Annotated in this window: 13 protein-coding genes; 6 read left to right on the top strand and 7 right to left on the bottom strand. The window is 70.7% G+C overall.

The genetic code is table 11. The annotated features are described in order from the left end of the window. Positions 1-10 precede the first annotated feature (10 nt). Positions 11-1,294 (top strand): sensor histidine kinase, encoded by a 1,284-nt coding sequence (locus AB5J53_RS37215; protein ID WP_369249996.1) that lies wholly within the window; start codon positions 11-13, stop codon positions 1,292-1,294. Beyond that, the gene (locus AB5J53_RS37210) at positions 1,291-1,971 is read left to right on the top strand and encodes a response regulator (protein WP_369249995.1); all 681 of its coding nucleotides are present in this window, start codon (positions 1,291-1,293) and stop codon (positions 1,969-1,971) included. Before AB5J53_RS37215 ends, AB5J53_RS37210 begins: the two co-directional genes overlap by 4 nt. 21 nt (positions 1,972-1,992) lie before the next feature. Here AB5J53_RS37210 and AB5J53_RS37205 read toward each other — a convergent pair whose 3' ends face one another. Genes AB5J53_RS37205 through AB5J53_RS37195 form a run of 3 tightly spaced genes read right to left on the bottom strand, consistent with a single transcriptional unit; the run spans position 1,993 to position 3,425 of the window. Then, positions 1,993-2,169, bottom strand: coding sequence for a hypothetical protein (locus tag AB5J53_RS37205; RefSeq protein ID WP_369249994.1), 177 nt, complete (start codon positions 2,167-2,169; stop codon positions 1,993-1,995). A 33-nt stretch (positions 2,170-2,202) separates the two neighbouring features. After that, entirely contained in the window at positions 2,203-2,970 is a 768-nt protein-coding gene (locus tag AB5J53_RS37200; protein ID WP_369249993.1) for an isocitrate lyase/phosphoenolpyruvate mutase family protein, read from the bottom strand. Beyond that, on the bottom strand, positions 2,967-3,425 hold the full coding sequence (locus AB5J53_RS37195; protein WP_369249992.1) for a hypothetical protein: 459 nt from the start codon (positions 3,423-3,425) through the stop codon (positions 2,967-2,969). Before AB5J53_RS37195 ends, AB5J53_RS37200 begins: the two co-directional genes overlap by 4 nt. A 115-nt stretch (positions 3,426-3,540) precedes the next feature. On the opposite strand from AB5J53_RS37195, the gene AB5J53_RS37190 reads away from it, so the two are divergent. After that, the gene (locus AB5J53_RS37190; RefSeq protein WP_369249991.1) at positions 3,541-5,103 is read left to right on the top strand and encodes a hypothetical protein; all 1,563 of its coding nucleotides are present in this window, start codon (positions 3,541-3,543) and stop codon (positions 5,101-5,103) included. Here the strand turns inward: AB5J53_RS37190 and AB5J53_RS37185 are convergent. Continuing rightward, positions 5,024-6,760 (bottom strand): DUF2264 domain-containing protein, encoded by a 1,737-nt coding sequence (locus tag AB5J53_RS37185; protein ID WP_369249990.1) that lies wholly within the window; start codon positions 6,758-6,760, stop codon positions 5,024-5,026. The genes AB5J53_RS37190 and AB5J53_RS37185 overlap by 80 nt on opposite strands. An 82-nt stretch (positions 6,761-6,842) precedes the next feature. Then, positions 6,843-7,892: a rhamnogalacturonan acetylesterase gene (locus AB5J53_RS37180; protein ID WP_369249989.1), complete on the bottom strand. Its 1,050-nt coding sequence runs from the start codon at positions 7,890-7,892 to the stop codon at positions 6,843-6,845. A 189-nt stretch (positions 7,893-8,081) separates the two neighbouring features. Here AB5J53_RS37180 and AB5J53_RS37175 point away from each other — a divergent pair, with 189 nt between their 5' ends. Then, positions 8,082-9,758 (top strand): rhamnogalacturonan lyase B N-terminal domain-containing protein, encoded by a 1,677-nt coding sequence (locus tag AB5J53_RS37175; RefSeq protein WP_369249988.1) that lies wholly within the window; start codon positions 8,082-8,084, stop codon positions 9,756-9,758. Positions 9,759-9,808: 50 nt separating this feature from the next. Further along, entirely contained in the window at positions 9,809-10,444 is a 636-nt protein-coding gene (locus tag AB5J53_RS37170) for an N-acetyltransferase family protein (protein ID WP_369249987.1), read from the top strand. An 18-nt stretch (positions 10,445-10,462) separates the two neighbouring features. Here the strand turns inward: AB5J53_RS37170 and AB5J53_RS37165 are convergent, their stop codons facing one another. Continuing rightward, positions 10,463-11,998: an RICIN domain-containing protein gene (locus AB5J53_RS37165; RefSeq protein ID WP_369249986.1), complete on the bottom strand. Its 1,536-nt coding sequence runs from the start codon at positions 11,996-11,998 to the stop codon at positions 10,463-10,465. Between the two features lie 115 nt (positions 11,999-12,113). Continuing rightward, a complete protein-coding gene (locus AB5J53_RS37160) occupies positions 12,114-13,022 on the bottom strand; it encodes a LysR family transcriptional regulator (protein ID WP_369249985.1) in 909 nt (302 codons plus the stop codon). Positions 13,023-13,150: 128 nt separating this feature from the next. On the opposite strand from AB5J53_RS37160, the gene AB5J53_RS37155 reads away from it, so the two are divergent. Then, positions 13,151-13,978 (top strand): oxidoreductase, encoded by an 828-nt coding sequence (locus tag AB5J53_RS37155; protein ID WP_369249984.1) that lies wholly within the window; start codon positions 13,151-13,153, stop codon positions 13,976-13,978. Positions 13,979-14,042 lie beyond the last annotated feature (64 nt).

The raw sequence follows: 14,042 nt of genomic DNA, 5'->3' as shown, positions 1-14,042 counted from the left end.
CAATGTGCTGATGGAGACGGAGGTCCGGCGCGGCTGGCGCCGGCAGCTGCGCGACGTGCTGCGCCCGGACGCGAAGCCCGCACCGCTGTCGCGGCGGGCGGTGCGCGCCGATGTGCTGCTGGCGGTGCTGCTGACGGTCATCGCGCTGGTCGTGGCGGCGCGTTACCCCGACGGCGGGCTGTTCCAGTACGAACGGGACGCGCCGTATCCGCCCCCGGTGCCGGTGCCTCCCGGGGAGGCCGTGCTCCACGGGGAAGAGCGCTCGTCGATGATCTGGCCGCTCGTCGTGCTGGCGGCGCTGCCGCTCGCGTACCGGCGCCGGTATCCGCTGACCGCGTTCGCGGTGGTGATGGGCGCGACGCTGGTCATGGTCGACGACGCCAGCTGGATGAACGTGGTGACCTGCGTCCTCGGCGCCTACAGCGCCGTCATGTACAGCCGCCACCGGACGCGGGCCATGGCCGGCATGGTCCTCGCCGCCGTGCTGGCCGGCCTCGCGTTCAAGAACACGGAACCGATCCTGCCGGGCTGGTCGAGTCCGGCCGTCGTGCTGCTCATCGCCGGCTCACTGGCCGGGCTGGTCCGGTTCTGGCAGCGGCAGCTGACGGCCAGCCGCGACCGCTACACGGAGCTGCAGCAGGCACAGCAGGAGGCCATGCGGCGGGCCGTTGCGGAAGAGCGTTCCAGGATCGCCGCCGAGCTGCATGACGTGGTGACCCACAATGTGAGCGTGATGGTGATCCAGGCGGGTGCGGCGCGCAAGGTGATGGACGCGGCGCCCGAGCGGTCCAAGACGGCGCTGCTCGCGGTCGAGGCGGGGGGCAGGGCCGCCATGGCCGAACTGCGGCATGTGATGGGCCTGCTCGCCGCTCCCCACCATGAGCGCCCCGACGGCTTCGAACCCCAGCCGGGCCTCGGACAGCTCGGCGCCCTGGTCGAGCGGGTGCGGGCCGCCGGCACGCCGGTGCGCGTCGCGGTGACGCTGCCGCCGGACCCGCTGCCGCCCGGGGTGGACCTCGCGGCGTACCGCGTCGTCCAGGAGGCGCTGACCAACACCATCAAGCACGCGCCCGGCGCCGACGCCGACGTCATGATCGGCTACACCGAGGACTGTCTCGAAATCGAGGTCACCGACACCGGCGGTGTGCGGGACGCCGTGCCGACGGACGGCAATGGCCGCGGCCTCATCGGACTGCGCGAGCGGCTGGCGGTCTACAAGGGCGAACTGACGTCCGGGCCGACCCTCGCCGGAGGCTACCGGATCAAGGCGCGAGTCCCCTGGCGGACCGTATGAGCCGGCCGCCCCTGCGGGCGGTCATCGCCGACGATCAGGCCCTGGTGCGTACGGGCTTCGGGATGATCCTCGCCGCCGACGGGATCGAGGTGACGGCCGAGGCGGCCGACGGGGCCGAGGCGGTCGCCGCGGTCCGCCGCACACGGCCCGACGTCGTGCTCATGGACATCCGGATGCCGCAGATGGACGGCATCGAAGCGACCGGGCACATCCTCGCCGACGGCGGCACGGACGCCCCCCGGGTCATCATCCTGACCACCTACGACCTCGACCACTACGTCTACGCCGCGCTCACCGCCGGCGCCAGCGGCTTCCTGCTCAAGGACGTCACCCCCGAGCATCTGGTGGCCGCTGTACGCCTGGTGCAGTCCGGCGACGCCCTGCTCGCGCCCACGATCACCCGTCGGCTGATCGAACGCTTCGCCCACCGCGACGAGCCGCAGATCACCACCCCGCACCGCGACCTGTCCGGCCTGACCCCGCGCGAGCTCGAAGTGCTCCGCCTGCTCGCGACGGGCCTCAGCAACGCCGAACTCGCCGACCGGCTGTTCCTCAGCCCAACCACGGTCAAGACCCACATCGGCCGCATCCTGTCGAAGCTGGACCTGCGCGACCGCGTCCAGGCCGTCGTCTTCGCCTACGAGACGGGGCTGATCGCCCCGGGAGGCAGTGCCTAGTCCGCCCGACTGCAGGAACGCTCACTTGTCCCACGTCAACCGCTTCTGGGCCGCGCACAGTAGCCATATGCCGCCGGGCAGTTCCGGCAGCTGGAAGGAGCGGCGGCCCAGCATGTTGCCGTGATACCGCAGGAATCGTGAGAGGCGGGCCACGTCCTCGTCGCGGACGCCGAAGCCGTCTGCCCGCAGCTGGGTCACGGCGGCGTCGTGCATCTGGTGGTGCCGGCGGTGCTAGAGGTTGGAGCCCTCTGAGCTGAGCGCCTGCACCTCGGCGTACGTCGGCGTGACGCCTCGCGGCGGCCGTCCCGCCCGGATATCCACGGCCGTGTCCACGGCCGCGCCCAGTGCCCGCCGGTACAGCAGGGAGCCGAGGCTGACCCTGCGTACGCCGAGGTCGCCGAGTTGGGCGACGGTGGGACCCACGGGTGAGTAGAGGATGTTGAGCGGAACGTCGAGGGTCTTCACCAGGGTGGCGATCCGCACAGCATCGCTGAGGCCGGGGACGAACACCCCGTCGGCGCCCGCCTGTTGATAGGCGTCGAGCCGACGGCACGTCTCGGCATGGCTGCCGTCGCCGAGCCAGTAGGTGTCGGTGCGGGCGTTCACGAAGAGGTCCGGCACGGCGGCCTTGACCGCGGCGATCTTCGCCGCGTGCAGCGCGACGGGCCCGAGGCCGTCCTCCAGGTTGATGCCGACCGCCCCGGCTTCGGCCAGGTCACGCGCCAACTCGGCGACTTCGTCCGGATCTTGGCCGAACCCGTCCTCGGCGTCGACCGACAGGAGGAACGGGCCCGCACCGAGCTGTCGGGCGAGTCGCAGCGTCAAGTCCCTGGTCACGGCCGTACCGTCCGGCAGCCCGGCGGCAGCGGCGACGCCGAGGCTGGTGGTGCCGATCGCCTCGAAGCTCTGGGCGGCGAGGGCCGCCGCCGAGGCATGGTCCCAGGCGTTGGGCAGGAGCAGGGGTGTGCCGGCGTAGTGAAGTGCGGAGAAGGGGGTCATGCCTGCCTCCCGACGGCATCGGCGTAATACGTCGATCCCTTGAGGTGCGTGGCGAGCTCGCGGAACGTCCAGCCGTCACCCGGAGAGTCGTCGAGCTGCTCCTCGGTCAGCGCACCGAGCCGGTTCGCCCAGATCCGGGCGAGCCGGGTGAGCCGGCTGCGCGCCTCGTCGAGGTCCTCCCGCGTGAACGGCGCGAGGTCCGCCTCCGTGGTGCTCGCCGAGGCGTGCCAGCGGTCGGGCTGCGGCTCCTCGCCCACGAGCCGGGCCTCCAGCTCGGCCAGGTGGTCGACGAGATGATCGGCGACCCGGCGGATCGCCTTGTGCGGGGTGTAGACGCGGTCGTCGACGTGGGCGGGCTTTCCGTCCCAGGCGGTCCAGGTGGCCGCCAGGTCGAGGACGTGATCGACCATGGCGACGACGGCCTCGGCCGGTGTTTCCTTGGGGGAATCGGTCATACCGGAACGCTAGACGCGGAACACTTCGGCGCCCGCCGAACCATAGCCGCCACATCAGCCGCATCCCTCGGAGGGGCCGGGGCAACCTTCCGCCCGTCGGCGGCGACTACCCGGCATGACCAACGCAAGACGCACCACGAAGCACCGCCGTCGCCGTATCGCCCGTAAGCCGGTCGTGGGCTCACTCGCCGCCACGGCCCTGCTGGCCGGAGCGTGGTACGCGACCGCGACGACGAACGGCGCGGGTGGCGGGGGCGGCGCCTCGGCCGCGGCGTCCGCCGGCACGTCCGCCGAGACCACCGCATCCGCTTCCGCCTCGGCGAACGGCACGGCAAGCGGCACGACTGCCGCATCCGCTTCCGCCTCCACCTCCGCCTCGCAGGCATCGGGAGCGAAGACCTCGGTGACCGCCAAGGCGGCGACCGGCACGCTCGCCGTCACGAACACCACGGTGACGCTCGCCGCGAAGTTCCCCTACCTGTCCCCGGGTTACAACAACTCGCGCGAGTGGACCCGCACGACGACCGCCGTGGCGCCCAACGGCACCCTGCGAGTGGCCTGGCCCGCCTCCGACGGCATCCATGTCACGCCGCTCACCGCGGCGGGCAAGCGGTCGGCGGCCGACACGGTGGTCAAGGGCTCCAAGGAGGTCGGCGGACTCGTCGCGCACAACGACGGCTTCGCGCTGCTGACCCGCGTCTCCGACACGAACAAGTGGAAGGAGACGGCGGCGGCGCTGGTCCGCTACCAGAACGGCAAGCAGGTCTTCCGTACGAAGCTCACGGGCACCGCCTCGCACGACACGGCGCCGCTCCTCGACGGCCAGCTCACCTGGAACGGAACGAAGTACGGGACGTACTTCGTCGTGCACGGCGCGGGAGGCTTCGCCGACGGTCACTACGGCGACAAGCTGTCGTACCTCAGCGCCAAGGGGGCGAAGCTCAGCGGTGGTTGGAGCTGGGGCTGCAGCCACAACGAGGGCATCGCGCTGCACGCGGAGACGTCCGGCGCCTTCACCTCGCTCTGCTTCGACGACTGGCGCTCGGGCCTGTTCGTCTCGACGGGCATCGGCGCGCCGGACACCGCGCCGGTCGTGCAGCGCGAGCAGTGCTGGGCGGGCTACTGCGGCGGCACGTTCGCGGGCCGGACCGGCGACCTGGTGAAGTCCTCGACCGGCCGCTACGCCACCGCCTTCGGCTCCCGCGGCGCCGCCTCCGCCGCGAAGAACCCCGACGACGCGAGCGGCCGGGGCTGGACCGTGAAGCCGAGGACGAGCACCCACCAGGTGGCCGTCGCCTTCCTCAAGAACCGCAACACACCCTCGGGCAAGCCGGTCTACCTCACCAATGCCCCCGGGACCGAACACGTCAACGTCCACGTCGCCCCGTACGGCAAGGACCGCCTGCTCGTCTCCTGGGAGTCCCTGAAGAACGCCAAGTGCGCGGCCGGCACCTGCACGGGAACCTTCACCGGCACCCACCTGCGTCACATCGACTGGAACGGCAAGTTCCAGAGCGCGGACAAGGTCGTCCAGGCCCGGATCTCGGGTGATGTGGCCGCCCTCTCCGACGGCTCTCTGACCTGGGCCTACGCTCCTGTCACACCGTCCTACACGAGCGCCCTCGCAGGGGCGTCACCGACCACGACGACTCTGCGGATCGCGCGCCTGACGTACTGAAGCGGAAGCGCGCCGACTCCCCCGAGGCCCAGCTCACGGCGACCTCGTAGGCCCCCTCGACCTTTACGGACACCAGCTCCGTGAGGGGCAGGGGATCCGGGTCGGCGGTGAGGCGGGCGAGGGTGACGAAGAGCGTGGGTTGCTCTTCGGTGACGCCGGTGGAGTCCGACAGGCCGTGTACGGGGTGGAGTTCGGATCGTACGCCGTCTCCGGGCGCCCACCCCGTGACGCGCACCGGAGTGCCGGCGGCCGCTCCCGCCACCAGATGGGCCCGCACCTCCACCGCGCCTCGGACGACGACGAGGCTGGTGACCCGGATGCCCGCCGTCACCGTGTGGCGGGACGCCGCCCAGCCGTCGCCCACCCCCAGCGGCTCGATGTCGCTTCGGCTCGCGTCGCCGCCGACGATCACGCTGTTGTCGTACGAGGGCGACGACAGCGGCGAAGGCTCTGTCGTCGTCGAGTACGCGAGCCGTGTGTAGTACGGGTCGTAGCGGACGTCCTCGCTGCCGTGGTTGTGGAGGCGGACCAGGCCGTCCGAACTGGTCGACTGAAGAAGCCAGTTGGGCGGGCCGACGGGGGTGACGGCGTCGGCGCGGTCCGTCGGGCCGGGCTCCTCGCGCGCCGTCCAGGCCTCATGGTCCGATGGCAGGAGCAGGCCGAGGAAGGCCTTGCTCGCCCAGTACGGGGAGGCCGGGCCCGAATAGTCCTGCAGGAGCGCCTCGTCGGGGCCGTGCCAGCCGAGGGTGAGCAGCCCGCGCTCGTCCACCGCTCCCCGGTCGAGGAAGTAACGCAGGGCGCCCGAGGACAGGCGTCGGGTCTCGCCCGGGGAGAGGGGCGTACGGCCGGTGAGGGCGCCGAGCCAGAGCGGTGCGGTGGTCGCGAAGCGGTAGGTCAGGGAGCGGCCCTGGAGCATCGGCGCGCCGTCGCCGCCGAACAGGCGGGCGTAGTCGGCCAGGTGGGCTTCCAAGCGGCCCCCGTACAGCTCCAACAGGTCGGCGTCGCCCGCCAGCCATGCGTGCAGCACCGGGTACAGGTGCATCGCCCAGCCGTTGTAGTAGTCGAACTTGCGGCCGTCGCCGTCGGTGTACCAGCCGTCGCCGACGTACCACCGCTCGATGCGCTCCAGGCCGCGGTCGATGGCGGCGCGCGAGGCCTCGGGCTCGTGACCGATCTCCTGGAGGAAGCCGCCGACCGTCACCGGGAACAACTCCCAGTTGCACGGCCAGGCTTCGGCCGTCAGGGCGTCGCCGAGCCAGGCCGCGGCCCGCTGCCGTACGCCGTCGTCGAGGCGGTCCCACAGCAGCGGCCGGGTCACGCGCAGCGCGAGGGCGATCGACGCGGCCTCGACGAGCGGCTGGGTGCGGTGCTCCACGCGGGGCCAGACGCCCGCGGTTCCGGCGGCGAGGCCGTCCGCGTACCGCTCCAGGACCTTCTCGTCGCGGCGGAAGGCCGCGAGGAGGAGCGTGCGCGCGTAGCCCTCCAGGCCGTCGGAGAGCCTGCCGGACCAGCTCGTGTGCGTGCCGGGGAGGTGGTAGAGCGCGCCGTCCTCGGTCGCGTACGGCGCGACGGCGGCGAGCAGGGAGTCGGCGACCGCCTCCCAGTGGGCGCGGGTGTATCCGGTGTACGGGCTGAGGGTGCGGTCCTCGGGTGGCATCGATCAGGTCCTGTCTCGGTCGGGAGATGCGAAAGTGCCAGTACCTGGGGCGCCCCGGTTCCGGTCGGGACGCCCCAGGAGTTCATCCCACCCTCACCAGGCCGTCCGGCACCAGGTGTTGGGCGACGAGTTCGTCCCGGACCAGACCCGCGTACACCGTCGCGCCGTGCACCGAGGTGTGGGTGTTGTCCCGCTTCTCGTTGTAGAGGTAGATCGCCTTGGAACCCTCGACGCCCAGGGATTCGACGAGGGCCTTGGTCTTGACCGTGAGGTCGATCAGCGGGACGTTCTCGGCGGCGGCGACCGAGCGGATGACGGCGGGATGGTCGACGCCCAGGCCGTTCACCAGCAGCGCGGTGTTGTTGTTCAGGGTGCCGTCCGCGTTGAACCAGCGGCGCACGATGGGGGTGACGAGGACCGGTTCGCCGCCCTGAGCGCGGACGCCCGCGACGAGCGTTTCGAGATTGGCGCGGTACGTCGCCTCGTCGGTCGTCTTGTCGTTGTGGGCGAGCTGGATGAGCACCAGGTCGTGCTCACGGATGAGCGGCTGGACGGTCGGGAAGAGCGCCGGGGTGGCGAGGTAGGTGACCGTGCTCTCGCCGGAATCCGCGTAGTTGGCGACCGAGAGTCCCTTGCGGAGGTACTGCGGCAGCTGCTGGCCCCAACCCGAGTAGGGGTCGCCGGGCTGGTCGCACACCGTCGAGTCGCCGACCAGGAAGATCTGGCGGGTGCGGGGGCGGGCGGGGGTCACCCGGATGTCGGCGAGCGCGGGGGCCGAGCCGCCGATGACGAGGTCCAGGCCGGGGGTGCCCTCGGGGCCTGTCGGCTCGCCCTCGGGGGTGCGGACGTTCACGGTGAAGCTGCGGGCCACGGTCCTGCCTGCCTCGGTGGCGGTCTCGGGGAGCAGGGAGCGGCGGGTCTCACCGCTGACGGCGGTACTGGCCGCGGTGTCCCCGCCGAGGACGACACGGACGTCGTACGTGCCGGGCGCGACGCCGAAGTGGCAGGCGGTCGCCGTGCAGTTCTCCAGGCCCAGGGCGTGCTGCCCGCCATGCGCCTGCGCCGGCGTGGCCGACAGGGCGGTGGCGGCAGCCATCACCGCCACAGCGGCGGTGATCGTGAAACGTCTCATTGCGGCTCCTCCAACAGGACGACAAGACCTGGCCGCTGGACCGTACCGCTCCGGGCAAGCGCTTTCTAGAGTGCGGATCGATTTCATATGACTGTCAACTCCCGACGAACGAAAGCCCTTTCGCGAACTCGATTCAACTGTCACTCTGCCAAACACCCGCACCCCCACCTCTCCGAAGGAGGCACCCCCATGTCCGGATCCGTGAACAGACCGGTCCGACGCCGTACCTTCGTGCTCGGCAGCGCGGCCGCCGCCGGCTCGGCGGCCCTCGCCGGCCCCCTCGCCTCGTCCGCTTCCGCCGCGAGCTTCGGCTGGAGCGACGACGGCTCGAACTATGTCGTCGACACCGGCGCGAACCTGGTCTTCAAGGTCAGCAAGACCAACGGCGACCTGACCTCGCTCGTCCACCGCGGCACGGAGTACCAGGGCTACGGCGGCAAGAACTCGCACGTCGAGTCGGGTCTCGGCACCTCCACCGTGACGATCGCGCAGTCCGGTTCGACGATCCTGATCTCCGTCGCGTACGGCACGCTCAAGCACTACTACGCGGCCCGCAGCGGCGAGAACAACGTCTACCTGTGGACCAACAAGGCCGATACGTCGGTATCCGCGACCCGCTACATCGTGCGCGTCAAGGCGGGTTTGTTCCTCAACGACGAACCCGACTCCTACACGTACGCGCCCACCACCATCGAGGCCTCGGACGTGTTCGCGAAGTCCGACGGCCAGACCCGCTCGAAGCACTACTCGAAGCTCCGCGTCATCGACTACGACTACATCGGCTGGAGCACCGGCAGCGTCGGCCTGTGGATCGTGCGCAGCAACCACGAGAAGACCTCCGGCGGCCCGTTCTACCGGTCCCTGCTGCGCCACCAGAGCGCCGACGGCGGCGGCCTGTACGAGATCCTCTACTACGGCGAGAACCAGACCGAGGCCCAGCGCTTCGGCCTCCAGGGCCCGTACGTCATCGCCTTCACGGACGGCGGCGCGCCCTCCTCCTCACTGTTCCCGGGCACCCTGACCACCTCGTGGGCGGACTCGCTCGGCATCTCCGGGTACGTCGCGGCGAGCGGCCGGGGCCGGGTCGCGGGCGTCGGCATCACCGGCCGGAACACGGCGTACGCGTACACGGTCGGGCTCGCCAACTCGGCCGCGCAGTACTGGGGTTCGGCACGGTCGTCGGACGGCTACTTCTCGATCGCCGGTGTGCTGCCGGGGACGTACACCCTCACCGTCTTCAAGGACGAACTCGCCGTCCACACGACCCCGGTGACGGTCACGGCGGGCGCCACGACCACCCTCAACACGATCGCGATCCCGTCCTCGAACGACCCGGGCAACGCGAGCGCCATCTGGCGGATCGGCGACTGGACCGGCACGCCGAGCGGCTTCAAGAACGCGACGCTGATGACGTACGCGCATCCGTCCGACGTACGGGCCTCGTCCTGGACGGGGAACGTGGTGATCGGCAGCGGCAGCGAGACCGCGTCCTTCCCCGCGTACATCTGGAAGGACGTGAACAGCGGGCTGCTCGTGTACTTCAAGCTGACGGCCGCCCAGGCCGCCGCCGCGCACACCCTCCGCATCGGGGTGACGACGGCGTACGCGAACGGCCGGCCGCAGGTCACGGTCAACAGCTGGGTGTCCTCGATCCCCTCGCCGCCCACGCAGCCGGGCACCCGGTCACTGACGGTCGGCTCGTACCGGGGCAACAACTACACGTTCACGTACAGCGTTCCGGCCAGTGCGTGGCTCACGGATGCCGGCCAGTACAACGTGCTGAAGATCGATGTGGTGAGCGGCTCGGGGACGACGAGCTACCTCAGCGCGGGCACGTCGATCGACGCGATCGACCTGCTGGCCTGAGCTCCGCTGCCCGGCACCGTTGTCAGTGGTGCCGGGTAGCGTCCTGCCCCATGAGTGACGACAGGACGGGCGTCCCCGGGCCCATCGCGGCCGACCGGCTCACGATCGTCCCGGCCAACGAGGCGTCGTGGGACGATCTGCGGGTGATCTTCGGGACCACCGACTACCCGGGGAAGTGCCAGTGCCAGCGGTACAAGATCCTGGGTTCCCAGTGGGGTTCGGTCTCAGCCGCGGAACGCGCCGACCGGCTGCGTGAGCAGACCGTGTGCGACAACCCGGAGGCCCGCTCGACGAGCGGCCTGGTCGCCCATCTCGACGGAGAGCCGGCCGGCTGGTGTGCCGTCGAGCCGCGCACCGCCTACCCACGTCTGCTGCGGACCCGTACGCCCTGGACGGGACGTGACGAGGACAAGACCGACGACGGCGTCTGGGCCGTCACCTGCTTCGTCACCCGCAAGGGATTCCGCAAGCGCGGCATCACCTACGCACTCGCCCGCGCCGCCGTCGGATTCGCCCGCGACCGCGGCGCTCGCGCGCTGGAGGCCTACGCGATGCTGACCCGGCCCGGCAAGGAGATCACCTGGGGCGAGCTGCACGTCGGCAGCCGTGACGTGTTCGCCGACGCCGGCTTCGCCGAGGTGAGTCGCCCCAGTCCTCGGCGGGCCGTCATGCGGATCGACTTCTGAGAGCTGCCCCGCGACGGCTCAAGTGCCGCGCGTCCACTGCTGGTTGGTGCCTCCGTTGCAGGTGTACGTGATGATCGCGGCACCGTTGGCGGTGGAGGCGCCGTTCACGTCCAGGCACTCGCCGCTCGCGCGGGACTTGACGTTGACGTAGGAGCCGGTCGTGGTGAGCGACCACTGCTGGTTGGTGGCCGAGCCGCTGCAGTTCTCCTGGGTGACCGTGTCGGCGTTCTCCTGCACGCACAAGGAGCTGTTCCTGACCAGCAGTTGGTAGTAGCCGCTGCCGACGGACTTGAACCAGTACTTCTGGTTGTTGCCGCCGTTGCAGTCGTACTGCTTGATCTGGGCGCCCTGCCACAGCGACTGGCTGGTCACGTCGGCGCACTTCGAGGAGTGCCGGGCGATCAGCGTGTTGTAGGTGGCGCTCGTCCCCGTGACGGTGCCCGCTGTCGTGTCGACGGTGATCTCGGGCGACCAGGACATGGACATCGTGGTCGAGCTCGGGAAGGTGAGCGGCAGCCATACGTAACGGGAGTCGTTCACCGTTCCGCCGAAGGAGTTGCCCCAGCGGTCTCCCATGTAGAGGTAGGAGGTGCCCGAACTCCCTTGAACGGGAAGGACGTACGCGGTCTGCGAGCCGTACGCCGTCGAGTCGCCGACGTTCGTCATGGCCGTCCAGGGACCCGCGATGTTCGTCGCGGTGGCGTACTGCTGCTGGTTGGGGTTCCAGCCGGTCGCGGCCGACGTCAGCATGAAGTAGACGCCGCCCCGCTTGAAGAGGGCGGGTGCCTCGCGGTGTCCGCCGTGCCACGGGTCGGCGACCAGGCTGTCGATGCCGGTGTAGTCGGCGGTGAGCTTGTAGATCTGCAGGTCGTAGTTGTCGCGGGCGGCCGACGCCATGTAGCCGGTGCCGTCCGTGTCGACGAAGACCGTGATGTCGCGGGACATGTGCGCGCCGAGCGGGCGGAAGCTGCCCCGGTAGCTGTAGTTGCCGTCGACGGTGTCCGACACGGCGACGGCGGCGCGCGCCTCGTTGTAGTCGGTGCCGTTCTCCTTGTGCATCCACATCACGAACTTGCCGGTGGACGCGTTGTACATGACCTTCGGACGCTCGATGTTGGCGCTCGCCAGCTCGGACGAACTGGACTGGCTCAGCACATGGTTACGGAACTCCCAGTTCTTCAGGTCGGTGGAGCGGTAGGCGTCCACGTACTGGAAGGTGTTGTCGGCGTTGCGGTGCTCGCCGAACCAGTAGTAGTAGCTGCCGACCTTGATGACTCCGCCACCGTGCGCGTGCACGGCGTTGCCCGAAGTGTCCGTGAACTGGGTGCCGTTGGTGATGGTCTGCGCCGCGGCCCGGGCGGGCCCGGCGGTGGCGAGAGCTCCCGCGACGGCGAGGCACAGGGCGACGAGGATCGCGTACAGGCGTCTCGCCCCGGGGGCTCGCCCCACGATGGCTTGGATGAGTGGTGCGTGGGTCTGCTCGTGGCGCTGCTCGTGGTGGTGTTCGTGGCGCTGTGCGCGGTGGTCTTCGTGGTGCCGTTCACTGCGGCTCATGCGGTGACCGTCCGTCCGGTATATCGAACCGTATTTGTCATTACGAACGCTGCGACCGCCGAAAAGGTAAGCGCGTACTACGGCGAGGTCAACGGGTCGGACGCGACAGGAGTTGTCAGCCGGGGCGGTGGCCCGAGGCCAGGCGGGCCGCCTCGGCGTAGGCCCGTACCAGCGGACTCCGGTCGCCCGCGCGCCAGGCGAGGGCGAGCCGGCTCGGCGAGATGCCGCGCACCGGGCGGGTGACGACGCCGCCCCGGGTGAGCAGCGGCGCGTTGCCCGCGGCGAGCAGGCAGACGCCCCGGCCGTCGACCAAGGCCTCGTACGTCTCGTCGGCGCTCGCCGCCTCCGCGCCGATCCGTGCCGGGCGCCCGGCGCGGGCCTCAAGGGCGAGCCAGTAGTCGCGCAGCACACCGGCGGACTTGGGGATGGCGATGAAGGGTTCGTCGAGAAGCTCCGCGAAGTCGATCTCCTCGCGGGGCGCCAGGCGATGCGTGTCCGGCAGCGCGACATGACGCCGCTCCTCGGCCACCACCACCCACTCGTAGCGCTCCTCGTCCGGCACAGGCAGCCACACGAAGGCCGCGTCCACCGAGCCGTCCGCGAGCCCGGCGCTGGAGTCGGTCCAACTCACCTGCCGCAGCTCGACCTTGGCCGCGGGGCACGCCTCGCTGAACCGTGACCGGATGGCGGGCAGCAGACCGCCGCGCCCCGGGCTGGTGCTCATGCCGACGACGAGGGTGGCCTGCTGCTCCGCCTTGGCGCGCTCGACGGCGTCGGCCGCCGCGTCCCAGTCGGCGAGCACCCGGCGCGCGTACGGCAGCAGGGCCGCACCCACCTCGGTCAACCGCACGCCCTGCCGGTCCCGCTCGAACAACTCCGCGCCCAGCTGCCGCTCCAGCATGCGGATCTGTTTGCTCAGCGCAGGCTGGGAGACGAAGAGGCGCTCGGCGGCACGCGTGAAGTGCAGGTCTTCGGCGACCGCGACGAAGTAGCGCAGGTCCCGTCCGTGAACGTCCATGGCCATAACCATTGGCTATCACGACGGGTCTTGGACGGGCGAGCGGGTTTCCGGCGAGGCTCGGAACATCGAAAGAGACAGCCGCAGAAGCAAGAAATTCATTCACGGACAAGAGAGTCACCAGGGAGTCGGACATGAGCAAGGTATGGCTGGTCACCGGCGCGAACAGTGGTTTCGGCCGGGCGTTCACCGAGGCGGCGGTCGCGGAGGGAGACGTCGTGATCGCCACCGCCCGCAGGCCCGAGGCGCTGGGCGACCTGGTGGCGGCCCACCCCGACCAGGTGGAGGCGGTCACGCTCGATGTCACGGACCCGGCGGGCATCGACTCCGTCGTCGCCGATGTGGTCAAGCGGCACGGGCGGATCGATGTGCTGGTCAACAACGCGGGTCGCGGTCACGTCGGCGCCGCCGAGGAGACCACGGACGGGGAGCTGCGGTCCCTGTTCGACCTGCACGTCTTCGGGCCCGCCGCGCTGGTGCGGGCCGTTCTGCCGCACATGCGGGAGCGGCGCTCGGGGGCGATCGTCCAGATGAGCAGTATGGGCGGGCAGATGACGTACCCGGGGTTCTCCGCGTACTGCGGTACGAAGTTCGCGCTCGAAGGCTTCTCGGACGCGCTGGCGGCCGAGGTCGGGCCGCTCGGCATCAAGGTGCTGATCGTGGAGCCGGGCGCGTTTCGTACGAACCTGATGGGCGGGACCACCGCGAGCGGGGAGATCGCCGATTACGCGGACACGGTCGGCCCCACCCGCCAGGCCGTCGCCGCCGGTGACGGCGCCCAGCCGGGCGACCCGGCGCGCGGCGTCGCGGCCGTCCTGAGCGCCCTCGCCGCCGAGAACACGCCGCTGCGGTTGCCGCTGGGCGGGGATGGGGTGGACGCCGTGGTCGGCCACATCGACGCTCAGCGGGCGGAGATCGCTGCGTGGGAGAAGGTGGCGCGGGATACGGCGTTCGAGCACTGACGAGCCTCGGGACGCGGGGGGCCGGGCCGCAACGCGGTGAGTTCGGGGGCCCGGCGCGGCGTAT

It is taken from the genome of Streptomyces sp. R41 (assembly GCF_041053055.1).
In the GTDB taxonomy this organism is placed as follows: domain Bacteria; phylum Actinomycetota; class Actinomycetes; order Streptomycetales; family Streptomycetaceae; genus Streptomyces.
The sequence above is the reverse complement of the archived record's forward strand: the minus strand, read 5'-3'. Positions and strand labels throughout refer to the sequence as shown.